This window comes from Conexibacter sp. JCM 18997, assembly GCF_055391915.1.
Genome location: NZ_AP043885.1, coordinates 4,339,077 through 4,360,210, shown reverse-complemented (window position 1 = coordinate 4,360,210; position 21,134 = coordinate 4,339,077). Strand labels below are relative to the sequence as shown.

Here is a 21,134-nt window from a genome sequence, read left to right as displayed (position 1 = left end):
GGTTACGCGGCGGCCGCCGACCGCGGACGCCAGCGGTCGAGCGCGAGGATCGTCCCCGCGCCCAGCACGAACCCGAGCAGGTGCTCGACGTTGGCCAGCACCGAGGCGTCGGCCAGGCCGACGCCGAAGCCGGCCACGCCGAGCACACCGACGAGCAGCGCGGTGCGCTTGCCCCCGGCCACGGCGATCGCGCCGAGCTCGCCGGCCAGCAGGACCGAGACGCCGTAGTCGGGCTCGTGGCCGACGGTGCCGGTGTCGAACCCGAGCAGGTCGAGCACGCCGATGCCCGCGTAGGCCAGCAGCGCCGAGCCGACATGGGCGATCAACCCCGCCGCCCACAGCCGCGCGGCGCCCAGGCGGACGAGCGCCAGCACCAGCACGACGGCCAGCACGGTGAACTGCAGCCACGGCACGCCGTCGATGACCAGGCCGCTGGACAGCAGCAGCCACAGCTTCCCGTCGGCCACCTGGTCGGGCGAGGCGGCCAGCGTCTGCCAGTCGGGCTCGCCCGTGGCCTGGATGACGGCGACCGCGATCAGGTAGACGGCGACCGAGACCGCCCCTGCCACCCCGACTCGGTCCCGTGCCCGCTGCATCCCGGCGGCCAGCGTAGTTGCCCGTCACGTTTGGGGAGGCTCGCGCGTCTGACCGGGGATGAGCGCCGATCGCACGTGGCAGGGCCCGTTCATCGCCCTGGCGGCGATCTGGGGCGCGAGCTTCCTGTTCATCAAGGTCGCCGTCGAGGACCTGCCCCCGTTGCTGGTCGCCCTGAGCCGCTGCGCGCTGGGCGCCGCGGTGCTGTTGGCCGTACTGGCGCTGCGGCGCGAGGGGCTGCCGCGGGACCCGCGCGTGTGGGGTCACCTGGCCATCGTCGCGCTGCTGGGCAACGCGCTCCCGTTCACGCTGTTCGCCGCGGGCGAGCAGCACATCTCCTCGGTGCTGGCCGGGCTGTGGAACGCGACGACGCCGCTGCTGACGCTGGCCGTGGTCACGGTGGCGCTGCCCGAGGAGCGGCCGACCGCCGCCCGCGTCGCCGGCCTGCTGGTCGGGTTCGCCGGGGTCGTCGTCGTGCTCGGCCCGTGGCGCGGCGTGGGCGGCAGCGAGCTGGCCGGGCAGCTGATGTGCCTGGGCGCCACGGCCGGCTACGGCCTCGCCTTCCCGTATCTGCGCCGGACGCTGTCGGGACGGCCGGAGTCGGCGTTGTCGATGTCGGCGGGGCAGCTGCTGTGCGCGACCGGGATGCTCGCGGTCGTCGCGCCCTTTGGGGGCGGCGTCGCCGCGATCCACGCCGACACGATCGCCTCGCTGGTCGCGCTCGGGGCGCTCGGGACCGGCCTGGCCTACGTGCTGAACTTCACCGTCATCCGGCGCGCGGGGGCCACGATCGCCGCGACGGTGACCTACGTCATCCCGCTGTTCTCGACCGTGCTCGGGATCGTCGTGCTCGACGAGCGGCCGACCTGGAACCAGGCGGTGGGCGCGGTCATCGTGCTGGCCGGGGTGGCATGGTCCCAGCGGCCGGTGGGTAGGGTTCCCGCTCGTGGGAGGACGACGCGTCAGGGGCATGACGTGGGTCGGCGGCGTGGCCGTCGCGCTGGCCTGCGCGATCCTGCCCGCGTCCGCCAGCGCCCACGGTGACCTGTCCACGCCGGCCGGGCGCACGACCGTCTGCCATCTGCTCAACCGCGACGCGGCACCCTGCGCGGCCGCCTGGCGGGCCAATCCGCAGGCGCTGTACGACTGGATGGAGGTCAACATCGGCGACGTCGCCGGCCGCCATCGCCAGCGCATCCCCGACGGGCACCTGTGCTCGGCCGGGCGCGACAAGTACGGCGCCTTCGACGCGCCGGGCTCGGCCTGGCCGGCGACGCCGATCCAGCCCGGGAAGCAGACCTTCGCCTACAACGCCGTCGCCCCGCACGCGACGCAGTACTTCCGGCTGTACCTGACCAAGGAGGGCTGGGACGACAGCCAGGCGCTGCGCTGGGACGACCTCGAGCTGATCTACGACAGCGGCAAGCGCCCGGCCGAGGCGGCGCCCACGTTCGACGTCGACGTGCCGGCCCGCACCGGCCATCAGCTGCTGTACCTCGTGTGGCAGCGCAGCGACAGCCCCGAGGCCTTCTACTCGTGCGCCGACGTGCGCTTCTCCGGCGATGGCCCGACGGTCAGCGCCGCGCCGACCGCCGCGGCGCCCGACGCGCCCATGTCCCACGGCACCCACACGATGCCCGCACCCGCCGCCCGGACCTCCAAGCAGGGCGACCTGTCCCTCAAGCGCACGGTGACCAGCGACTGGGGCGCCGGCTACTGCGCCACGGTCAAGGTCACCAACAAGGCCAAGCGCCGGCTGGCCTGGAAGGCGATGGTCGCGGCCACCGGCAAGATCACGTCCCTGTGGGACGCCGCCGGCGCGCAGCACGGCGCGATGCTCCACGTGCACGGTCCGGACTACGCCAAGACGCTGGCCGCCGGCGCGAGCACCAGCTTCGGCTGGTGCGCTGACCGCTAGACGGCCCGGTCCAGCAGCGCGACGCACTCGATGTGCGGCGTCTGCGGGAACATGTCGACCGGCCGCACGCGCTTGAGCGTGTAGCCGGCCTCGGCGAGCTGGGCCGCGTTGGGGGCCAGCGTCGTCGGGTTGCAGCTGACGTAGACGATGCGCTTGGGCGCCGTCTCGATGATGCGGCGGACGATCTTCTGGGACAGCCCGGCGCGGGGCGGGTCGACCATGACGATGTCCGGCCGGCCGGCCTTCTCGGTCAGCTCACGCATCGAGGTGCGCACGTCGCCGGCGAAGAACTTCGCGTTGCGCACGTCGTTGGCGCGGGCCGCGTTCATCGCGTCGGCCACGGCCTCGGGGATGATCTCCACGCCCCACACCTCGCCGGCCCGGCGGGCCATCGAGAGGCCGATCGTGCCGATGCCGCAGAACAGGTCGTAGACGCGCTCGAAGCCGGTCAGCCCGGCGTACTCGCGGGCCACGGCGTACAGCTGCTCGGCCATCTCGGTGTTCGTCTGGAAGAACGCCTCGGGCGAGATCGCGAAGGTCAGGCCGCTGAGCTCCTCCTCCAGCGTGGGCAGGCCCGAGACCAACGAGGTCTCGCCGCCGGCCGTGGTCTCGGCCAGCTGGTCGGTGCGCGTCCAGAAGATGCCCTCGGCGTCGACCGCGTCGACCAGCGACTCGATGTCGAACGCGTCGTCGGGCGCGGGACCGGTGACCAGGCGCACCTGCAGCTGGCCCGTGCGCCGCCCCTCGCGGACGACGAGGTTGCGCAGCAGGCCCTGGTGGGAGCGGCGGTCGATCGCGCTGAGGCCGCGCGCGCGGGCCCAGTCGAGCACCGCGCGGCGCGCGGCGTCGGCGCGCTCGGAGATCAGCAGGCACTCCTCCATCGGAGCAACGAGGTCCCAGCGGCCGGGCGGGTGGAAGCCCAGGTGCAGGGTGCCGGCCTCGTCGTTGCCGAACGAGAACTCGGCCTTGTTGCGGTAGCGCCACTGCTGCTCGGCGGGGACCATGTCCTCGAGCACGAAGCCGTCGAGGTGGCCGATGCGCCGCAGGGCGTCCGCGACCTGCTCGTGCTTGATCTCGAGCTGACGCTCGTAGGGGATCACCTGCCAGGGCGCGCCCGGATGGTCGGCCACCGGCGCGATGCGGTCGGGGCCGGGCTGGACGATCTCGAGCGTGCGCGCCTCGCCGTAGTGGCGCTTGCGCTTGGTCACGCGGGCGCGGACGCGGTCGCCGGGGATCGCGCCCGCGACGAACAGGACGTAGCCGTCCAGGCGCGCGACGCCGTTGCCGCCATAGGCCAGCGTGTCGATCGTCACCTCGACCTCGGCACCCATGTCGGGGCGCGGCGGGCGAGCGGTCGTATCGGGGGTCGAAGCCTCCACCCCCTTGAGCCTAGGGGTGGCTCAGCCGAGCTTCTGCTCGATCGCCCGCAGCACCGTCTTGCGGTTGCCGTGGCGGCGCTCGTAGTCGCGCACCTTGCGCAGCTCCGGCGGGTCCAGATCGGCCAGGCGCGTGACGACCTGCGCGGCGGTCATGTCGTCGTAGCGCGAGATCGGGAAGCCCGGCAGCCCCGCCACCCGCCGGGCCCGATCGCCCTCGCGCAGCAGCCGGTCGCCGACCTGGCGCGAGGCGTCCCCGGCGACGTCCAGCGAGCGGCCGACGAGCGCCTCGAGGTCGTGCAGCAGGTCCTCGGTCTGCTTGCGGCCCGACTCGACCAGCGCCCGGGCCAGCTCCTCGGCGTCGTCGCGGGTCATGCGCCCGCGGCTGACCGCGTCGTCCAGCGTGGCCTGGATCCGGTCCGTGGTGAGCAGGATCCCCTTGGTCAGCAGCTCGACCAGCGATGTCGGGTCGGCCGGCGACGGCGTCTGCGCCATTCCGGCAACCTAGCGCGCGCTGGCGTGTTCCACCACACATGACCCACGCCCCTCGCAATCCACGCGCGCAGCGTGTGCTGCTCCTGGTGCTCGCCGCGATCCTGGCGGCGATCACCCTCGGTGCGGCGATCCGCGGCAGTGCCATGGCCGGGTTCCTCGACGGGCTGGGCCCGGTCGACCGGCTGCGCCCGTGGGTCGCAGCGCTCGGCGCGCCCTGGCTCGTCGTGGCCTGGCTGCTCGGCGTGATCGCCCGCCGGGCCTGGCTCGGCGCGCTGGCCGGAGCGCTGGCGCTCAGCGGCGGCACCGTGGCCTGGTACCTGCTGACCGCCGCCCACCACTACGACCGCGTCGCGCACAAGGTCGTCGGCGTGGCGGCGAGCTGGATCGTGCTGGGCCTGGCCGCCGGCGCGCTGATCGGCGCGGCCGGCGCGCTGTGGCGCTCGCCGCGGTGGCGGGCGATCGGTGCAGCGATCCCGGCCGGCTGTCTCGTCGGCGAGGCCGTGCTGCTGTCGCGCGAGTGGGCCGGGCTGGCGCCGGCGTTCGTCCTGCGCGTCGAGCTCGTGGTCGGGCTCCTGCTGCCGCTCGTGCTCGTGCGTCGGGATCCCTGGCTGCGGCTGGCCGCGGTCGGCCTGACGCTCGTGGTCGCCGCGCTGGCCTTCGTCGGCGAGGACGCGGCGCGGGAGTTCGCGCGCGGCTTCGGGTGGAGCGGGCGCTAGGCGCCGAAGTCGCGTCCGCGCACGAGGAATTCGGACACGCGAACGCGTGTCGCAGCCGCTCGTTGTCCGCCTGAGCCCGGTATGCGGGTCGAAGCCGACAACGGCTCGCGGCGCCACTGCCCGTTGTCCGCTTGAGCCCGATATGCGGGTCGAAGCGGACAACGGGCGTCGCTGAGACCGACGGCGCGCCTAGGCGTTCGCCGTGACGAGCAGCTCAAGCAGCGCCTTCTGGGCGTGGCGCCGGTTCTCCGCCTGGTCCCAGATGCGCTGGCGCGCGCCGTAGAGCACCTCGGGCGTGATCTCCTCGCCGGGATGCGCGGGCAGGTCGTGCAGGGCGATCGCGTCGGGCGCGGCCAGGTCCAGCAGCGCGTCGTCGACGCGGTAGGCGGCCAGATCCCGGCGCCGCGCGTCGGCGGTCTCCTCGTCGCCCATCGAGACCCACACGTCGGTGTAGACGGCGTGCGCGCCGCGGACCGCCTCGGCCGGGTCCTCGACCAGCGTCGCGCCCGCCACCGGATCGATCTGGTAGCCGGGCGGGGAGGCGATCGCCACCTCGACGCCGGCCGCGCCGCCGACGATGGCCAGCGAGCGCGCGACGTTGTTGCCGTCGCCCACGTAGGCGATCTTCAGCCCCTCGACGCGTCCGAACGTCTCGCGCAGGGTGAGCAGATCGGCCAGCGCCTGGCACGGATGGTGGCCGGCGGTGAGCATGTTGACGACCGGCACCGAGGACCACCGGGCGAGCTCCTCGACCAGCGCGTCGGGCCCGGTGCGGATCCCGATCGCCGCCACGTGCCGCGACAGGACGAGCGCGGTGTCGCGGGGCGACTCGCCGCGCGAGAGCTGCATCTCGTCGGGGCGCAGGACGACCGCGTGGCCGCCCAGCTCGAAGATCCCGGCCTCGAAGGAGACGCGCGTGCGCGTCGACGGCTTCTGGAAGATCAGCGCGACGCTGCGGCCCGACAGGACGCCGCCCACGCGCTCGGCCGTGGGCGCGGCCTTCATCTCCAGCGCGCGTTCCAGCAGCGCCAGGATCTCGTCGTGGGAGAGCTCTGCGCCGGTGAGGAGGTGACGGGTCATCGTGAAGCGGGCAAGGATACGACCGCGATGGAGCTGCTCATGTGGAACCTCTTCCACGGCCGGTCGGTCCCCCCTGCCGGTCGCGACCTCCTGCCCGACTTCCGCGAGCGCATCACGGACTGGGACTGGGACGTCGCGTTCCTGCAGGAGGTGCCGCCCTGGTGGCCGCGCGCGCTGCCCGCGACCGCGCGCGACACGGTGCTCACGTCACGCAACTTCCCGCTGTGCCTGCGCCGCCCTCTGGCCCGGCGCTGGCCCGACGTCCTGAAGTCGAGCGGCGGCGGTGCGAACGCGATCCTCGTGCGTCACGGGACGATCCTCGAGCGCCACCGCCTGGTGCTGCGCCGGCTGCCCGAGCGGCGCGTCGTCCAGGCGGTGCGGATCGCCAACACCTGGTTCGTCAACCTGCACGCGACCGCCCACCGACCGGAGCGGGCGCTCGAGGACGTGACGCTCGCGGCCCGCGCGGCGCGCGTGTGGGCGGGCGACGCGCCGATCGTGTTCGGCGGCGACCTCAACCTGCGCAACCCCCAGGTGGACGGCTTCGAGCACGTCGGCGGCCGCGACGTGGACCACCTGTTCGTGCGCGGCCTACGGGCGATCGGTCCCGAGCGCCTGGACCACGGCCCGCTGTCGGATCACGTCCCGCTGCGGTTCACGCTGTCGCCGGGCGGCCGACCCGCTGGGTGACCCCCCACAGCGCCAGCGCGACAACCATGATCGCCGCACCGACCACGCACACCGCCGCCCAGCCGCCGCCCTCGTAGGCGAACGTGCCCAGCAGCGTGCCGGCGGTGCCACCGAGAAAGTAGGCGACCATGTACGCGGTGGTCAGGCGGCTGCGCAGGTCCGGCGCGAGCGCGTAGATCGCCGCCTGGTTGGTGATGTGCGCGCCCTGGACCCCGGCGTCGAGCACGACGATGCCGACCATCAGCGGCCACAGCGACGTCTCGCCCAGCGCCAGCAGGCCCCAGCCGGCCAGCAGAAGCAGGAGGAAGCCGGTGGTGGCCGCGCGGCCGTGCCCGCGGTCGGTGATGCGTCCGGCCACCGGGGCGATCGACGCGCCGACGACGCCCAACAGGCCGAACAGGCCGATCACGCCCTCGCCGTAGCCGTAGTGCGACCCGCCGAGCAGGAAGGCGATCGCCGTCCACAGCATCGAGAAGCAGGCCATCCCGCAGGCGCCCAGGGCCATCCGCTGGCGCAGCACGGGCTCGCGCCGGATCAGCGTCAGCACCGAGCCCAGCAGCGCCGGGTAGGACAGCTCGGTGGTCGGCTCGACCCGGGGCAGCGCCCGGCGCAGGACGAAGCCGAGCACGAACATCGAGGCGGCCGCGAACACGAACACCGCACGCCACCCGGCGACCTCGGCGATCAGGCCGCTGACCGTACGGGCCAGCAGCACGCCGATCAGCAGGCCGCTCATGACGGTGCCGACGACCTGCCCGCCCTCCTTGGGCCCGGCCAGCACCGAGGACAGCGGCACGACGATCTGAGCCACGCAGGCGGTCAGGCCGAGCAGGATCAGCGCGACGCCGAGCCAGGCGATCGACGGCGCCGCCGCGCAGGCCGCGGCGGCCAGCGCCGTCCCGATCAGCACGCGCACGATCAGCTGGCGGCGCTCGAACAGGTCGCCGAGCGGGACCAGCAGCGCCAGGCCGACGACGTAGCCGCCCTGCACCGCGGTGACCAGCAGCCCCGCGGCGGCGGTGGACGCGCCGAAGTCGCCGGCCACCTCGTTGAGCAGCGGCGTGATGTACCAGAGGTTGGCCGCCGTGGCGCCCGAGGTGATCGCCAGCAGCGCGACCAGCCAGCGCGACATGCGCTGCTCGGGCATCAGTCGCCGCGCAGGCCGAAGCCGCGCAGCATCATCAGCGCGCGCTCGCCGACCGTGCCGTGCTTGGGCAGCACGCTCAGCTGGACGGCCGCGTCGTAGACGTCGTAGAAGGCCCGCACCCGCCACAGGCGATCGTCGTCGGGCGCCAGCTCGCAGTAGAAGACGCCGTGCATCGACAGGCGCCGCTTGCTGGCGGGCAGGCGCGGCAGGTCGCCGAGGTGCGTGCCCACGAGCTGGAACGGCGCCGCCACGAAGCGCCCGCCGACGAGCCGTTCGCCGGTGCGCTGCACCTGCGCGTCGGGCATCATCGTCCACAGCTTCGCGGCGTGGTCGGCCAGCTGGTCGAGCCCGTGCAGCGCCCGGCCGCTGAGCGGATCCTCGTAGTGGACGTCGACCGCGCAGCACGAGGCGAACGCGCTGCGCACGCGTCCGCTGAGCGCGGACTGGAAGGCGTCGATGTGGTCGTCGATCACGGCGATGGCGCGAACTCTGGCAGTCCGTCCATGGGCGAGGAGGCCTCGGCGAAGCGGCGGCGCGGGATCCGGCCCGCTTCGAGCGCCAGGCGACCGGCGTCGACGGCGCCGCGGATCGCCCGGGCCATGGCCACCGGATCGGCCGCGCGCGAGATCGCGCTGGCGCACAGCACGCCGTCGCAGCCCAGCTCCATGGCCAGCGCCGCGTCGGACGCCGTGCCGATCCCCGCATCGAGGATCACCGGCACGCCGGCCTGCTCGCGGATGAGCGTGAGGTTGTACGGGTTGGCGATGCCCATCCCGCTGCCGATCGGCGAGCCCAGCGGCATCACCGCGGCGCAGCCCACGTCCTCCAGGCGGCGGGCCAGGACCGGATCGTCGGTCGTGTAGGGCAGCACGACGAAGCCGTCGGCCACCAGCTGCTCGGCGGCGGCCAGCAGCTCGGGCGCGTCGGGGAGCAGGGTGCGCTCGTCGCCGATCACCTCGAGCTTGACCCAGGCGGTGTCGAACGCCTCGCGGGCCAGGTGCGCGGTCAGCACGGCGTCGCGGGCGGTGAAGCAGCCGGCCGTGTTGGGCAGCAGGTCGACGCCGGCGGCATCGAGCACGTCGACCAACGAGCCGCGCGCGGCCGGATCGATCCGTCGCAGCGCGACCGTGACGAGCTCGGCCTGGGACGCCGCGATCGCGGCGGACAGCAGCTCCAGCGTCGCGAAGCCGCCGGTGCCGAGGATCAGGCGCGAGCGCAGCGTGCGCCCGGCGATGACGAAGTCGGTCATGCGGGTCAGCCTCCTTGGACGGCGGTCACGATCTCCACGGCGGCGCCGTCGGGCACCGCCGTCGTCTCCCAGGCGCCGCGGCGCACGACCTCGCCGTCGACGGCGACCGCGACACCGCGGCCCTGGGCGGGGACGCCGAGGCGCTGCACCAGGTCGGCCACGGTCCCGTCGGGCAGATCGTGCTCCGCACCGTTGACTCGGATCGTCATCGAGTGGCCACGAAGCGGTCGGGAGCACACGAGGCCAGCAGCTCGGCGTCGCCGTCGGCGGGCGGGCCGGCCAGCGTGCGCGCGATCAGGTCGGCGGTCAGCGGTGCGAGCAGGACGCCGTCGCGGCCGTGGCCGGTGGCCAGCAGCACGCCGTCGTCGCGCGCGCCGATCAGCGGCAGCGAGTCGGGCGTCGCCGGGCGCAGCCCGGCCAGCGTCTGCTCGATCTCCAGCTCGGCGATCCCGGGCACCAGCTCGCCCGCCTCGCGCAGCAGCTCGTAGACGCCGCCCGCGGTGACGGTGGTGTCGAACCCGCGCTCCTCCATCGTCGCGCCGATCACGTAGCGGCCGTCGCCGCGCGGCACGACGTAGGACTGCGAGAAGCGCAGGGTGCGGGTCAGCAGGCCGGGCCCGGCGGGGTCCCGGAGCCGCACCACCTGCCCCTTGAGCGGGCGCACGCGCACGCCGGCCAGCTCGCCGCTCCAGGCCCCGGCCGCGACGACGACGTGGCCGGCGCGCAGCGTCTCGCCGCTCTCCAGGTCCACGGCATCGGCGGCGACCGCGACGACCCGCGTGGCCGGGCGGACGGCGTCGCCGAGCAGCGCGCGCAGCCCGGCCACGACCCGGCGGGGATCGACCGAGTGGTCGCCGGCCACGTCGAGCGCGCCGCGCAGCGTCGGGGCCAGCGACGGCTCGAGCGCCCGCGCCGCGCTGGGCAGCAGCTTCGTGAAGGACAGCCCGAGCCGCTCGCGCAGCGCCGCCTCGCGCTCCAGCGCCTCGGCCTCGTCGCGGTCACGGGCCAGCATCAGCGTTCCGGCGTCGCGCAGCTGCGGGTCGATCCCCGACGCCTCGCCCAGCTCGCGGGCCACCGCCGGCCAGCGCGCCACCGCCGCCAGGCCGAGGCGGATCGCGCGCTCGCCGTGGTCGCCGAACTGCGCCTCGGAGATCGGCGCGAGCATGCCGGCGGCGACCGGCCAGGCCACGCCGTCGTCGTCACCGGCGTCCAGGACGGCGACCGACAGCCCGAGCTCGCGCACCCGCCAGGCCACGAACAGGCCGACGATGCCGCCACCCACGACGACCACGTCCAACTCGCTGCGTAGCTCGCTGCTCATGCGCTCCTCCCTGCGCCGGCATGACCCGGATCAGGTTGTGACGGTCGGCGGCTGCGGTGCCGCCCTCTCAGCCCGCGGAGGACTCCCGTTGTCGGGCCAGTCTACGCCGTCAGCTGGGTCGACGCCGGCGGTCCGTACCCTGCGCTGCATGGATCGCCGCGAGCGCCTGCGCAGCGCGCGCCTGTACTTCATCGCCGACGCCCGCCCCGGCGGCCGGCCGCTGGCCGACGTGCTGGCGCCCGCCCTGGCCGGGGGCGCCGACCTGTTCCAGCTGCGCGACAAGCACGCCTCCGACGCCGATCTGCTGGCCGCCGCCTCGATCGCGCGCGCGCTGTGCACCGAGGCGGGCGCGCTGTTCGTCGTCAACGACCGCCCGGATCTGGCCGCCGCCAGCGGCGCCGACGGCGTCCACGTGGGCCAGGACGACGCCTCCGTCGCCGCGGCCCGGGCGATCGTCGGCCCCGACGTGCTCGTCGGCCTGTCGACCCATTCGCCCGAGCAGATCGACGCGGTCCCCGACGACGCCGACCTGATCGGGGTCGGCCCGGTCCACGCGACGCCGACCAAGGCCGGCCGGGCGCCCGCCGGTCTGGAGCTGCTCGACTACGCCGCCGCCCATGCGCGGGTGCCGTGGTTCGCGATCGGCGGCCTGGACGCGGAGACGACGCGCGCGGCCGTGGCGCACGGCGCCGGCCGCGTCGCCGTCGTGCGGGCGATCGCCGACGCCCCCGATCCGGCGGCCGCCGCGCGCGAGCTGCGCGGTCTCCTCGAGCCGGTCGCGGTCCGATGAGCACCGAGCCCGACGATCCCCAGGAGCGGATGGCCCGGGGCTACGCCCGCGGCCGGGAGCGCGACGAGGCGATCCGGGCCGCGCTGGCCCCGCTGCCGCCCGGCGAGCGCACGACCTCGCTGAAGGTCGCCGTCGTCGTGTCGATCGTCCTGGCCATCGGCGTGGTCGTCGGCGCGCTGACCACGTCCGATCTGCGCGACAAGGGCGGCACCGTGCCGTTCGGCATCTTCCTCGGCCTCGTGCTGGTGGCGCTGGCCTGGGGCATGTGGCACACGCGCTACTGGGCGGTGCTCGGCTTCGAGGCGTTCCTGTGGTTCCAGGTGATCATCACGACGCTGGCGCTCGTCGTCGCGTCGAGCTGGTCGGCCTTCGCGCTGTGCATCCTGCTGATCGGGCTGAGCGGATGGATGGCCTGGAAGCTCATCCGGGTGATGGCCCGGATCCAGGCCTACGACCGTCTTCAGGCCGTTGAGAGGGCCGAAAACCCCGTGTCCTAGTATCGGGCGAGCCATGGCTTCCTCCTCGTTTGACACGATCGTCATCGGCTCGGGTCCCGGCGGCTACGTCGCTGCGATTCGGGCCACGCAACTCGGCATGAAGACCGCAGTGGTGGAGAAGGACACCATCGGCGGACGCTGCCTGAACTACGCCTGCATCCCGGCCAAGGCCGTGCTGCGCGTGGCCGACGTGCTCAGCGAGGTCCGCGACGCCGGCGAGTTCGGCATCAAGATCGCCTCCGAGCCGGAGATCGACTACGGCGCGGTGATGCAGCGGCGCGAGAAGGTCATCACGACGCTGACCGGCGGCGTGGCGGGCCTGATGAAGAAGAACTCCGTCGAGGTCATCGAGGGCGAGGCCAGCCTGGCCGGTGGCGGCAACGTGTCCGTCGCGGGTGAGACGTACGCCGCGAAGAACATCATCCTGGCCACCGGCTCGGTCAAGCGGCCGATCCCGGGTGCGTCGTTCGGCGGCCGCGTGATCGGCACCGAGGAGGCGTGGGCGCTGAGCGAGCTGCCGCGCAGCATCGCGGTCGTCGGCGCGGGCGCGTCCGGCGCCGAGATCGCCTCCGCGTACGCGCGCCTGGGCGTCAACGTGATGCTGTTCGAGGCGCTCGACCGCGTCCTGCCCAGCGAGGACGCCGACATCTCCAAGCTGGCCGAGCGCGGGCTGAAGAAGCAGGGGATGCAGATCTTCACCAAGACGTTCGTGGAGAACGTCGAGACGGGCGCCAACAGCGTCAAGTTCACCTACTCCGGCGAGGTCGGCGAGGTCGACTGGCTGATCATCGCGGCCGGTCGCGGCCCCGACGTCGAGGCGCTCGGCCTGGCCGACGCGGGCGTCGAGGTCGACGAGAAGACCCACCTGCTGAAGGTCGACGGCGCGCTGCGCACGACCGCATCGGGCATCTGGGCGATCGGCGACATCGTGCCCGGCCCCGCGCTGGCCCACAAGGCCTCCGACGAGGGCGTCATCGCCGTCGAGGACGCCGCCGGCCAGCCGACGCACCCGATCGAGTACCCCGACATCCCGCGCGCGACGTTCTGCACCCCGAACGTGGCCAGCTTCGGCCTGACCGAGCAGCAGGCCAAGGACGCCGGCCACGACGTCGTCGTCGGCAAGGTCCAGTACGGCGCAGTCGGCGCGGGCACGGTCTACGGCGACCGCACCGGCCTGGTCAAGATCGTCGGCGACAGCAAGTACGGCGAGCTGCTGGGCGGCCACATCATCGGCGCCAAGAGCACCGAGCTCATCCAGGAGCTGGTCAACGTCAAGGCGCTGGAAGGCGGCTACCCCGAGGTCGCCCGGATGATCCACGGCCATCCGACGATGTCGGAGGCCGTCATGGAGGCCGCCCGTGCCGCTGACGGTTGGCTCATCCACGGCTGAGGGCCGCCCGCGCTTTCTCTACGACCTCGCGTCGCCGGCCTGCTGGCTGGTGGCCGAGCGCATCCTGCACGTGATGCCGGTGGCCACCGAGTGGGTGCCGGTGCACGTGCCCGGGCACCACGACGCGCTGTCGGCTGAGGAGATCGAGGCGCGCGCCGCCGAGCTGCAGCTGCAGGCCGTGCGCTGGCCGCCGCGCGTGCCGTTCGACTCCGACCTGGCCATGCGGGCCGCGACGTACGCCAAGGGCACCGGACGCGCGGTCGCGTTCTCGCTGGCCGCGTTCCGCCAGGCCTGGTGCGGCGGGCGGGCGCTGGACGAGCTCGACAACGTGGCGATCGCGGGCGCGGCCTGTGAGCTGCACCCGAAGGCGCTGATCAAGGGCGCCGAGCTGCGCTCCACCCGCGACGCGCTGGCCCGGGCGAGCCTCGGCGTGACCGCGGTGCCGGCCATCGTGCTGCCCTCCGGCGAGACGCTGGTCGGCGAGGACGCGCCGGAGCGGGCCGCGGCGGCGATCGCATGAGGGCCAACCGCCGCCTGCGCGTCCTGCACGGTCGCGGATCCAAGCTGCCCTCGTGGCTGGCCGGGCCGGGCGCGGTCGACCGCATCGAGATCGTGGAGATCGAGACGGCCGAGACGATCCTCTTCTGGGACCGCGAGCCGCGCGCCGCGGCCCGCATGCTGCGCCAGCTGCACGCCGACCTCGCCCAGCTGGAGGTCGAGGACTTCCTGGCCAAGTGGTCGGCCATCGCGCCAGAAGACTGACCAACGCTCCTCAGTCGGACGGCGTGTCTCAAGTCCGACGGACGAACGGCCGATGGGCACCCGAATGGATGAGCGCTCAGCGGCCTCTCGCTTCCTCGAGCTGACCCAGCACCTCGCGGCCGGGTTCGGGTTCGACGGCGTCATCCACACCGCCAACGAGGCGCTGGCCACCTTGGTCGGGACCGACCCCACCGGCCGCAAGGCCAAGGACTTCGTGCATCCCGACGACCACGGCGCCCTGGACGCCGCGCGCGCGACGCTGGCCGGCGGGGAGCACACCCACGTGACCACCGAGCTGCGCATGGGCCGCCATCCGGCCTGGCGCTCGTATGAGATCACGGCGGTCCTGCATCCCAGCGGCGGCAGCGTCTTCGCCGTCGCCGAGGACCGCACCGACGCCCGGCTGACCGACGCCCGCCTGGCCGAGGCCGAGGACCGGTTCCGGGCCGCCTTCGACGATGCGGCGATCGGGATGTCGATCACGTCGCTGGACGGCCGCTGGCTGCGCGTGAACCCCGCGCTGTGCGCGCTGGTCGGCCGCAGCGCCGAGGAGCTGGTGGGCCGGACGGTGCGCGAGATCACGCACCCCGACGATCGCGACCGCACCGATCGCGCGATGCACGCGCTGCTCAGCGGCGCCAGCGCCACCGCGGTGGACGAGAAGCGCTACCTGCGGCCCGACGGCACCGAGGTGTGGATCCTGCGGTCCGCCTCGGTCGTCCGCGAGGGCGACCTGCCGCGCTACTTCATCTCCCAGGCGATCGACATCACGCAGCGCCGCGCGGCCGAGAGCGCGCTGCGCGTCAGCGAGGAGCGCTTCCGCTCGCTGGCCGGAGCGGCCCCCGCCGGCGTGTGGTGGGCCGAGCTGGATGGCTCGCTGCGCTACGCCAACGACCGCCTGTGCCGCATCACGGGCCGCACCGCGCAGGAGCTGAGCGACTTCGGCTGGCTGGACGTGCTCCCCGATCCGGTGCAGCCCCATCAGGTGCCCCGGCTGCGCGACCGCGTGCTGGCCAGCGGGGCCGACGGACGCGAGTTCGCGATCAGCACCCCGACCGAGCTGCGCTGGGTGCGCGCCCGCGCCGAGCTGATGCGCGGACCTGACGGCGAGCCGACCGCGTTCGCTGGCACCCTGGAGGACGTGACCGACGCGGTGCGCAACCTGGGCGAGCTGGCCGCGCGCGAGCAGGAGCTGCGGCTGCTGACCGAGCGCTCCAGCGACTTCCTCGCCCGCCTGTCGCCCCAGCTCGAGTTCCGCTACGCCTCGCCGGCCTGTGTGTCGCTGATCGGCTACGCGCCCGACGAGCTGATCGGGCGCGACGCGCGGACGATCGTGCTCGAGGAGGACCTGCCCGTCCTGCGCAAGGCCGCCCAGGAGCTGCGCGACCGCGACACCGTCACCACCGTCTGCCGGGTGGCCTGTCGCGACGGCCGGATCGCCTGGTTCGAGTCGACGCTGGCGCCGATCCGTGACGAGCACGGCGAGCTCTGCGAGGTCGTGTGCGTCGCCCGCGACGTGTCCGAGCGCAAGACGGCCGAGCTGCAGCTGGCCCATCAGGCGATGCACGACGCGCTCACCGGGCTGCCCAACCGGACGCTCTTCCTCGACCGCCTGGGCCACGCCCTGCGTCGCCGCCGGCGCAGCGGCACGGGCGCGCTGGCCGTCCTGTTCTTCGACATCGACCGCTTCAAGGTGGTCAACGACTCGCTCGGCCACGCCGCCGGCGATCGGCTGCTCGTCGACGTCGCCGCCCGCGTCGACGCCGCGCTGCGCCCGGCCGACACCGTGGCCCGCTTCGGCGGCGACGAGTTCACCGTGCTGTGTGAGGACATCGCCGGCGAGCTCGAGGCCGTGGCCATCGCCCAGCGGCTGGTCGACCTGTTCGCCGAGCCCTTCAGCGTCGACGGGCGCGAGGTGTTCCTGTCCAGCTCGGTGGGCATCGCGTTGGCCAACGGCTCGCCCACCGGCCGCGCGAAGGAGCGCCCGGACGACCTGATCCGCGACGCCGACGCGGCCATGTACCGGGCCAAGGAGCTGGGCAAGTCCCGCTACGAGCTGTTCGACACGGCGATGCGCGCCCAGGCCCTGCGCCGCCTGGAGCTGGAGAACGCGCTGCGCCGCGCGGTCCGGTCACTGGCCGACGGCGCTGCCGGAGGCGAGTCGGGCGAGGAGCTGCGCCTGCACCTGCAGCCGGAGATCGCCGTCGACGGGGGAGCGATCGTCGGCTTCGAGGCGCTCGTGCGCTGGGAGCACCCGCAGCGCGGGCTGCTCGGCCCCGCCGAGTTCGTGCCGCTGGCCGAGGAGACCGGGCTGATCGGCATCGTCGGCGAGTGGGTCCTGCGCCGGGCCTGCACGGTGGCCGCCGGCTGGGGCTCGCGCGACCTGACGATCGCCGTCAACGTCTCGCCCCGCCAGCTGGCCAGCGACGACTTCGTCGACCTGGTGCAGACGGTGCTCGCGCAGACCGGCCTGGATCCGGCGATGCTCTGCCTGGAGCTGACCGAGTCGGCGGTGATCGAGACCGGCGCCGGCCCCACGCTCGACGGCCTCAAGCGCCTGGGCGTGAAGCTGGCCATCGACGACTTCGGCACCGGCTGGTCGTCGCTGGGCCACCTGCGCCGCTTCCCGTTCGACATCGTCAAGCTCGACCGGTCGTTCGTCAGCGGGCTGGGGCGCGAGCCGCAGGACGCGTCGATCGCGGCGGCGATCATCTCGCTGGCCCACGCGCTCGGCCTGTCGACCGTCGCCGAGGGCATCGAGACCGGCGAGCAGCTGGCCGTGCTCGCGGCGCTGGGCTGCGACCTCGGCCAGGGCTTCCTGTTCGCCCGCCCGGCGCCGATCGAGACGTTCGGCGACCTGCTGGCCGCCTGACGGCGACTAGTGTCCTGAGTCGGTAATTCGTGTGCAGCTGGTGGATGCCGGGGCGGGTCTGCCGGTGATCGCCATCACCTGTCGTACTGGTGGTACGGGTGGTGATGGCGAGTGCCGGCAGACACGATTCCGGCGCCGCCAGATGCGGGCGAATGAGTGACTCAGGGCACTAGCCTGGCCTTCTGAACGACGCGCTCAGATCTGCTCTGCCGCTGCTGCGCTGCCCCCGCTGTGGCGCCGCGCTGGACGGCGGCGACGACGGCGCCGTGCGCTGCGCCGAGGGGCACGCGTTCGACATCGCCCGCCAGGGCTACCTGAGCCTGCTGGCCGGCGAGCGGCCGCCGGTCGGGGACGACGCGGCGATGGTCGCCGCCCGCGACCAGGTGCTCGGCGCCGGCCGGTTCGCGCCGCTGACCGACGCGCTGGCCCGCGCCGCGGCCCCCGGCGCCCGGCCGGGCGCGATCGTCGACGTCGGCGGCGGCACCGGGCACCACCTGGCCGGGGTGCTGGCGGCCGCGCCCGACCGCACCGGCGTCGTGTTCGACGTGTCGCGCTACGCGCTGCGCCGCGCCGCCCGCGCCCATCCGCGCCTGGCGGCGGTCGGCGCCGACGTGTGGCGCGCCTTCCCCCTGGGCGACGGCGTGGCCGCCACCGTGCTGTGCGTGTTCGCGCCGCGCAACGGCGCCGAGCTGGCCCGGGTGCTGACCGACGGCGGCGTGCTCGTCGTGGCCACGCCCACCGACCGCCACCTCGGCGCGCTGGTCGAGGGGCTCGGCCTCCTGCGCGTCGATCCGCGCAAGGACGAGCGGCTGGCCGAGCAGCTGGGCGGCGGGTTCGAGCTGCTCAGCCGCGAACGCTGCGACTGGACGATGGCGCTGACCCGCGACGACGCGATCGCGCTGGCTGCGATGGGCCCGAGCGCGTTCCACGCCCGGGCGCGCGATCTGCAGGCGCGCACCGCGGCGCTCCCGGACCGGCTGGAGGTCGAGGGGTCGGTGACCGTCGCGGTCTACGGCGCGGTCTGACCGCGCCCGCCGCCGGTCAGCGAGCCCAGCAACCCGTTGGCGGTGTTGCCGACGCCGGTCAGGACGTTGGGCACGCTGCCCACCACCGCGTTGACGGTGTCGGTGACCGGCGCCACCGCGGGCACCGCCTGACCGACGGACTGGACCGTCTGCTGCACGGGGGCCGTGGCCTGCGCGGTCGTGCTGGCCACCGACGAAGTGACGCCCTGGACCGTGTCACCCGCGGTCCGGCCCACCTCGGCGACCGTCTCGGACACCGTCGGCACGGCGGGCGGGGCGGGCGGGGCGGGAACCGTCCGCCTCACCGAGCTGGGTGAGACGCCACCGCCACCGCCACCGCCGGAGCCGACCGCACCGCCGGACGGGTTGCGGCCGGCCGACGCGTTCCCGTCGCCGGTGGTGGCCGTCGCGTCCGCACCACCACCACCGTCACCGGTCGATGACGCGGGCGTGGCCGCGGGCACCGGCGTGGCGGGGGTCGGGGTGGGCGCGGGAGCGGGAGCGGCAACGCTGGTCGACGGAGCCGACGCGCGGGTGATGTTCGGACGCCGCTTGGAGGCGGCGCTCTGGGGCGAGCGCCGAGCGGGCGCGGCGGACGCGGGCGTCGGCGCGCTGACCGGCGTCACCACCGGTCGGGCGGCCGGCGGCGTGGCGGCCGCCCGCGGGCTCTTGGCCGCGGCGGGCACGACGAGCGCCTGCGGGGTGCGGTCCGGCGTGGACGACGCCGGCCAGCCGCCGACGGCCACGACGGCACCGGCGGACAGCAACGTGACCACGCCCGCGACGGCGATCGAGCCGCCCGCGCCGAGCGAGGCCAGAATCGGACGTGTCTGGAACACGCTGCGAGCATGTCCGCTCGCCGGAAAATCGAACCTCATCGTCCCTCCGTCTGGACGTATGTCTCATTCGGCGAGCGGCTGGGGTCCTCTTGCACGCTGGGCGGGGACCGGTCCATGTGCACGAACAGGCACAGGGGTCTGGCCGGGTCGTCGCCCGGGACGCAGCTGCGGTAGAGGTCGTCGCCGAATCGCATCGTGTCGATCGCGTCGAGGTGAGCGCGGTACTGCTGGTACTCCGCATCCGTGCGGTGGCCGACATATCCGGCGACCACCAGCGCCTGCGCCGCCAGCTCCTCCTGCTGAGCGGTCAGCGCAGAGTGGTGCGCGATCCCCACACCGACAAGCGCGATTGTCATCAGCAGGAGTGCCGCTGTCCCGCCGCGATCGCGCGCGATGACCACCGGCAGGTCGGGCCGGCGGCGGCGCCAGGCCCAGCCGATCGCCGGTCCGACCACCGCGACGGCGACCAGGTTGAAGAACAGCGCCAGCACGACCGCGGCGAAGGCGTCGGGCCCGTCGCCGGCGATCGGCAGCGCCTGCAGGAGGATCGCGTCGACCACCACCAGGGCGGCGAAAGACGGCCACTGCCAGGCACCGCGCAGCCGCCAGCGCACGCGCGTGAGCGTGGCCCGCTCCATGCCATCGAGAGTACGCGCAACCCGACCGCCGGTGTCAGGGGACTAGGGTGGAGGCTCACCAACCGGGGGCAGCAGCGATGACCGACGAGATTGAGGTCCAGGAGATCGTCGCGCGGCTGTCGCGACCGACGGCGGGAGGCGGTCACGTCATCGAGCGCGCCGCGATGCGCGCCGAGGGCGACCGGTTCCACCAGGTCGAGGCCTGGGTGATCGACCACGGCGGTCAGGGCGAGGGACCGCCGGCGACCGTGGGCCGCGGGCTGTTCAGCGACCGCGAGAGCACGCAGGCGCCGCCGCCGGTGCGCTACCGGCTGCCCGCCGGCGCGCTGGACTGACGCGCAGGCGGACGGCGCCGCTCAGGCCGCGAGCATCTCGCGCAGGCCGTCGGCCAGCTGCGGGGCGGCCAGCGCGTCGGGCAGCAGCTCGCGGTCGAGCAGGATCGCGTCGGAGACCAGCGCGATCGTCACGCCGTGGTCGGGCCGGTCGACGACCTCGACGGCGTCGCCGGCACCCAGCTCGCCCTCGCGCACGATGCGGAAGTAGACGCCCGGGCGCGACGCCTGGGCGAAGCGCTTGAGCATCTTCTGGTCGTCGAAGCGCATGCCCAGCTTGAAGCAGGGCAGCCGCGGCTGACAGACCTCGAGCTCGACCGTGCCCACCCGCCAGCGCTCGCCGATCACCGCGCCGCTGCAGTTGACCCCGACCGTCGTCAGGTTCTCGCCGAACATCCCGTCGGGGATCTCGCGCTCGAGCACCTCGGCCCACCAGTCGCTGTCCTCGCGCGCGTAGGCGTAGACCGCCTTGTCGGGTCCGCCGTGCACGCGCCAGTCGGCCTGCCCGTCGCCGTCCAGGTTGACGCCGTGCACGCCGACGCGACCGGGCACCGGCGTCTTGACGAAGCCGCTGCCGATCGTCTGACCGCGCCACTGTCCCAGCGGCTTGGGCAGCCCGACGTTGACCGATCGCAGGTGAGGCGCGGAGGACATGGGACAATGGTCGCATGGCCGCCGACCTGCATGTCGTCGATCTGGGCCTCGTCGAGTACCGCGAGGCGCTGGCGCTGCAACACCGCTTCGCCGACGCGCGCGCGGCCGACGCGATCCCCGACACGCTGCTGCTGGTCGAGCACCCGCTGTGCTACACCCGCGGCCGGCGCACGCCGCCCGGCGAGCTGACGCTCCCGGAGGCCTGGTACCGCGATCGGGGCATCGACATCGTCGACGTCGACCGCGGCGGCAAGGTCACCCACCATGCGCCAGGACAGCTCGTCGGCTACCCGATCATGCGCGTGGACCGGGCCCGCGACCACGTCGCGCGGATGGAGCGCGCGCTGGTCGCCGCCCTGGGCGACGAGGGCGTGCCGGCCCGCGGGCGGATGGACGACGGCGTCGCGTTCACCGGCGTGTGGGTGGGCGACGCCAAGATCGCCTCGATCGGCGTGCACGTCTCGCGCGGCGTGACGACGCACGGCTTCGCGCTCAACGTGGACAACGACCTCGAGCCGTGGGGCTGGATCGTCCCCTGCGGCCTGCCGGACGTGCGCACGACGTCGGTGGCCGAGATCACGGGTCGCCAGGGCACCCTGCGCTGCCTGCGCAAGCGCGTGGCCTGGCGCTTCGCGCAGGAGTGCGGGCGGCGCCAGCGGATCGTCTCCCCCGCCCGCGCGTTGGCGGCCGCCGCGCTCGCGCCCGCCTGAGCGCGCACGCCATCCTGCAACACATCGCCGTCGGGTGCG

25 protein-coding genes are annotated in these 21,134 nt (G+C 74.1%); 13 read left to right on the top strand and 12 right to left on the bottom strand.

Translation table 11 applies throughout. The features are described from left to right. Positions 1 to 2: 2 nt before the first annotated feature. Positions 3 to 569: a hypothetical protein gene (locus ACZ5UI_RS21965; protein ID WP_464191043.1), complete on the bottom strand. Its 567-nt coding sequence runs from the start codon at positions 567 to 569 to the stop codon at positions 3 to 5. Between the two features lie 85 nt (positions 570 to 654). Between ACZ5UI_RS21965 and ACZ5UI_RS21960 the strand changes: the two genes are divergently transcribed. Together ACZ5UI_RS21960 and ACZ5UI_RS21955 are read left to right on the top strand one after the other, a co-directional pair. Beyond that, positions 655 to 1,638 (top strand): DMT family transporter, encoded by a 984-nt coding sequence (locus ACZ5UI_RS21960; RefSeq protein ID WP_464191041.1) that lies wholly within the window; start codon positions 655 to 657, stop codon positions 1,636 to 1,638. Then, positions 1,565 to 2,512: a lytic polysaccharide monooxygenase gene (locus tag ACZ5UI_RS21955; protein ID WP_464191039.1), complete on the top strand. Its 948-nt coding sequence runs from the start codon at positions 1,565 to 1,567 to the stop codon at positions 2,510 to 2,512. Before ACZ5UI_RS21960 ends, ACZ5UI_RS21955 begins: the two co-directional genes overlap by 74 nt. Here ACZ5UI_RS21955 and rlmD read toward each other — a convergent pair. Beyond that, entirely contained in the window at positions 2,509 to 3,891 is a 1,383-nt protein-coding gene (gene rlmD, locus ACZ5UI_RS21950; protein ID WP_464191037.1) for a 23S rRNA (uracil(1939)-C(5))-methyltransferase RlmD, read from the bottom strand. The two genes, ACZ5UI_RS21955 and rlmD, sit on opposite strands and share 4 nt — an antisense overlap. Positions 3,892 to 3,912: 21 nt before the next feature. Next, on the bottom strand, positions 3,913 to 4,383 hold the full coding sequence (locus tag ACZ5UI_RS21945) for a hypothetical protein (RefSeq protein WP_464191035.1): 471 nt from the start codon (positions 4,381 to 4,383) through the stop codon (positions 3,913 to 3,915). 38 nt (positions 4,384 to 4,421) lie between these two features. Here ACZ5UI_RS21945 and ACZ5UI_RS21940 point away from each other — a divergent pair, with 38 nt between their 5' ends. Further along, positions 4,422 to 5,099: a DUF6518 family protein gene (locus ACZ5UI_RS21940; protein WP_464191033.1), complete on the top strand. Its 678-nt coding sequence runs from the start codon at positions 4,422 to 4,424 to the stop codon at positions 5,097 to 5,099. 189 nt (positions 5,100 to 5,288) lie between these two features. Here ACZ5UI_RS21940 and argF read toward each other — a convergent pair whose 3' ends face one another. Beyond that, positions 5,289 to 6,179: an ornithine carbamoyltransferase gene (argF, locus tag ACZ5UI_RS21935; protein WP_464191031.1), complete on the bottom strand. Its 891-nt coding sequence runs from the start codon at positions 6,177 to 6,179 to the stop codon at positions 5,289 to 5,291. 27 nt (positions 6,180 to 6,206) lie between these two features. Here argF and ACZ5UI_RS21930 point away from each other — a divergent pair, with 27 nt between their 5' ends. Next, positions 6,207 to 6,869: an endonuclease/exonuclease/phosphatase family protein gene (locus ACZ5UI_RS21930; RefSeq protein ID WP_464191029.1), complete on the top strand. Its 663-nt coding sequence runs from the start codon at positions 6,207 to 6,209 to the stop codon at positions 6,867 to 6,869. On the opposite strand, the gene ACZ5UI_RS21925 is transcribed toward ACZ5UI_RS21930, so the two are convergent. The 5 genes from ACZ5UI_RS21925 to thiO are packed head-to-tail and all read right to left on the bottom strand — an operon-like array spanning position 6,835 to position 10,586. Then, entirely contained in the window at positions 6,835 to 8,016 is a 1,182-nt protein-coding gene (locus tag ACZ5UI_RS21925) for an MFS transporter (protein WP_464191027.1), read from the bottom strand. The two genes, ACZ5UI_RS21930 and ACZ5UI_RS21925, sit on opposite strands and share 35 nt — an antisense overlap. Next, positions 8,016 to 8,489, bottom strand: a complete 474-nt coding sequence (locus tag ACZ5UI_RS21920; protein WP_464191024.1) for an ester cyclase — start codon at positions 8,487 to 8,489, stop codon at positions 8,016 to 8,018. Before ACZ5UI_RS21920 ends, ACZ5UI_RS21925 begins: the two co-directional genes overlap by 1 nt. Continuing rightward, a complete protein-coding gene (locus ACZ5UI_RS21915) occupies positions 8,486 to 9,265 on the bottom strand; it encodes a thiazole synthase (RefSeq protein ID WP_464191022.1) in 780 nt (259 codons plus the stop codon). Before ACZ5UI_RS21915 ends, ACZ5UI_RS21920 begins: the two co-directional genes overlap by 4 nt. A gap of 5 nt (positions 9,266 to 9,270) precedes the next feature. Further along, on the bottom strand, positions 9,271 to 9,474 hold the full coding sequence (gene thiS / locus ACZ5UI_RS21910) for a sulfur carrier protein ThiS (RefSeq protein ID WP_464191020.1): 204 nt from the start codon (positions 9,472 to 9,474) through the stop codon (positions 9,271 to 9,273). Continuing rightward, positions 9,471 to 10,586: a glycine oxidase ThiO gene (thiO, locus tag ACZ5UI_RS21905; RefSeq protein ID WP_464191018.1), complete on the bottom strand. Its 1,116-nt coding sequence runs from the start codon at positions 10,584 to 10,586 to the stop codon at positions 9,471 to 9,473. Before thiO ends, thiS begins: the two co-directional genes overlap by 4 nt. 148 nt (positions 10,587 to 10,734) lie before the next feature. Here thiO and thiE point away from each other — a divergent pair, with 148 nt between their 5' ends. From thiE to ACZ5UI_RS21870, 7 genes are all read left to right on the top strand, one after another. Further along, positions 10,735 to 11,376 (top strand): thiamine phosphate synthase, encoded by a 642-nt coding sequence (gene thiE / locus ACZ5UI_RS21900; RefSeq protein WP_464191016.1) that lies wholly within the window; start codon positions 10,735 to 10,737, stop codon positions 11,374 to 11,376. Continuing rightward, on the top strand, positions 11,373 to 11,873 hold the full coding sequence (locus tag ACZ5UI_RS21895) for a hypothetical protein (RefSeq protein ID WP_464191014.1): 501 nt from the start codon (positions 11,373 to 11,375) through the stop codon (positions 11,871 to 11,873). Before thiE ends, ACZ5UI_RS21895 begins: the two co-directional genes overlap by 4 nt. A 13-nt stretch (positions 11,874 to 11,886) precedes the next feature. Continuing rightward, positions 11,887 to 13,263, top strand: coding sequence for a dihydrolipoyl dehydrogenase (gene lpdA, locus ACZ5UI_RS21890; protein WP_464191012.1), 1,377 nt, complete (start codon positions 11,887 to 11,889; stop codon positions 13,261 to 13,263). Next, complete coding sequence (locus ACZ5UI_RS21885) at positions 13,232 to 13,783, top strand: DsbA family protein (protein ID WP_464191010.1); 552 nt, start codon at positions 13,232 to 13,234, stop codon at positions 13,781 to 13,783. The genes lpdA and ACZ5UI_RS21885 overlap by 32 nt, the downstream gene beginning before the upstream one ends. After that, positions 13,780 to 14,025, top strand: coding sequence for a hypothetical protein (locus ACZ5UI_RS21880; RefSeq protein ID WP_464191008.1), 246 nt, complete (start codon positions 13,780 to 13,782; stop codon positions 14,023 to 14,025). Before ACZ5UI_RS21885 ends, ACZ5UI_RS21880 begins: the two co-directional genes overlap by 4 nt. A 64-nt stretch (positions 14,026 to 14,089) precedes the next feature. Next, positions 14,090 to 16,897 (top strand): sensor domain-containing protein, encoded by a 2,808-nt coding sequence (locus ACZ5UI_RS21875; protein WP_464191006.1) that lies wholly within the window; start codon positions 14,090 to 14,092, stop codon positions 16,895 to 16,897. Positions 16,898 to 17,163: 266 nt separating this feature from the next. Continuing rightward, a complete protein-coding gene (locus ACZ5UI_RS21870) occupies positions 17,164 to 17,922 on the top strand; it encodes a class I SAM-dependent methyltransferase (RefSeq protein ID WP_464191004.1) in 759 nt (252 codons plus the stop codon). Here the strand turns inward: ACZ5UI_RS21870 and ACZ5UI_RS21865 are convergent. Next, positions 17,907 to 18,761, bottom strand: a complete 855-nt coding sequence (locus tag ACZ5UI_RS21865; protein WP_464191002.1) for a hypothetical protein — start codon at positions 18,759 to 18,761, stop codon at positions 17,907 to 17,909. The genes ACZ5UI_RS21870 and ACZ5UI_RS21865 overlap by 16 nt on opposite strands. Before the next feature lie 35 nt (positions 18,762 to 18,796). Continuing rightward, positions 18,797 to 19,399, bottom strand: coding sequence for a hypothetical protein (locus ACZ5UI_RS21860; RefSeq protein ID WP_464191000.1), 603 nt, complete (start codon positions 19,397 to 19,399; stop codon positions 18,797 to 18,799). 77 nt (positions 19,400 to 19,476) lie between these two features. Between ACZ5UI_RS21860 and ACZ5UI_RS21855 the strand changes: the two genes are divergently transcribed. After that, entirely contained in the window at positions 19,477 to 19,734 is a 258-nt protein-coding gene (locus tag ACZ5UI_RS21855; protein WP_464190998.1) for a hypothetical protein, read from the top strand. 21 nt (positions 19,735 to 19,755) lie between these two features. Here the strand turns inward: ACZ5UI_RS21855 and ACZ5UI_RS21850 are convergent, their stop codons facing one another. Then, positions 19,756 to 20,385 carry an MOSC domain-containing protein gene (locus ACZ5UI_RS21850; protein WP_464190996.1) on the bottom strand — a complete coding sequence of 210 codons (630 nt, stop codon included), beginning with the start codon at positions 20,383 to 20,385 and terminating at the stop codon, positions 19,756 to 19,758. A 14-nt stretch (positions 20,386 to 20,399) separates the two neighbouring features. Between ACZ5UI_RS21850 and lipB the strand changes: the two genes are divergently transcribed. Beyond that, positions 20,400 to 21,095, top strand: coding sequence for a lipoyl(octanoyl) transferase LipB (gene lipB / locus ACZ5UI_RS21845; protein ID WP_464190994.1), 696 nt, complete (start codon positions 20,400 to 20,402; stop codon positions 21,093 to 21,095). The last annotated feature ends 39 nt before the right edge of the window (positions 21,096 to 21,134 follow it).

Coding starts and splice junctions, on each gene's coding strand:
- ACZ5UI_RS21960 (WP_464191041.1), top strand. CDS start 655: ATGAGCGCCGATCGCACGTGGCAGGGCCCGTTCATCGCCCTGGCGGCG.
- ACZ5UI_RS21955 (WP_464191039.1), top strand. CDS start 1,565: ATGACGTGGGTCGGCGGCGTGGCCGTCGCGCTGGCCTGCGCGATCCTG.
- ACZ5UI_RS21945 (WP_464191035.1), bottom strand. CDS start 4,383: ATGGCGCAGACGCCGTCGCCGGCCGACCCGACATCGCTGGTCGAGCTG.
- ACZ5UI_RS21940 (WP_464191033.1), top strand. CDS start 4,422: ATGACCCACGCCCCTCGCAATCCACGCGCGCAGCGTGTGCTGCTCCTG.
- argF (WP_464191031.1), bottom strand. CDS start 6,179: ATGACCCGTCACCTCCTCACCGGCGCAGAGCTCTCCCACGACGAGATC.
- ACZ5UI_RS21930 (WP_464191029.1), top strand. CDS start 6,207: ATGGAGCTGCTCATGTGGAACCTCTTCCACGGCCGGTCGGTCCCCCCT.
- ACZ5UI_RS21925 (WP_464191027.1), bottom strand. CDS start 8,016: ATGCCCGAGCAGCGCATGTCGCGCTGGCTGGTCGCGCTGCTGGCGATC.
- ACZ5UI_RS21915 (WP_464191022.1), bottom strand. CDS start 9,265: ATGACCGACTTCGTCATCGCCGGGCGCACGCTGCGCTCGCGCCTGATC.
- thiS (WP_464191020.1), bottom strand. CDS start 9,474: ATGACGATCCGAGTCAACGGTGCGGAGCACGATCTGCCCGACGGGACC.
- thiO (WP_464191018.1), bottom strand. CDS start 10,586: ATGAGCAGCGAGCTACGCAGCGAGTTGGACGTGGTCGTCGTGGGTGGC.
- thiE (WP_464191016.1), top strand. CDS start 10,735: ATGGATCGCCGCGAGCGCCTGCGCAGCGCGCGCCTGTACTTCATCGCC.
- ACZ5UI_RS21895 (WP_464191014.1), top strand. CDS start 11,373: ATGAGCACCGAGCCCGACGATCCCCAGGAGCGGATGGCCCGGGGCTAC.
- lpdA (WP_464191012.1), top strand. CDS start 11,887: ATGGCTTCCTCCTCGTTTGACACGATCGTCATCGGCTCGGGTCCCGGC.
- ACZ5UI_RS21880 (WP_464191008.1), top strand. CDS start 13,780: ATGAGGGCCAACCGCCGCCTGCGCGTCCTGCACGGTCGCGGATCCAAG.
- ACZ5UI_RS21875 (WP_464191006.1), top strand. CDS start 14,090: ATGGATGAGCGCTCAGCGGCCTCTCGCTTCCTCGAGCTGACCCAGCAC.
- ACZ5UI_RS21860 (WP_464191000.1), bottom strand. CDS start 19,399: ATGGAGCGGGCCACGCTCACGCGCGTGCGCTGGCGGCTGCGCGGTGCC.
- ACZ5UI_RS21855 (WP_464190998.1), top strand. CDS start 19,477: ATGACCGACGAGATTGAGGTCCAGGAGATCGTCGCGCGGCTGTCGCGA.
- ACZ5UI_RS21850 (WP_464190996.1), bottom strand. CDS start 20,385: ATGTCCTCCGCGCCTCACCTGCGATCGGTCAACGTCGGGCTGCCCAAG.
- lipB (WP_464190994.1), top strand. CDS start 20,400: ATGGCCGCCGACCTGCATGTCGTCGATCTGGGCCTCGTCGAGTACCGC.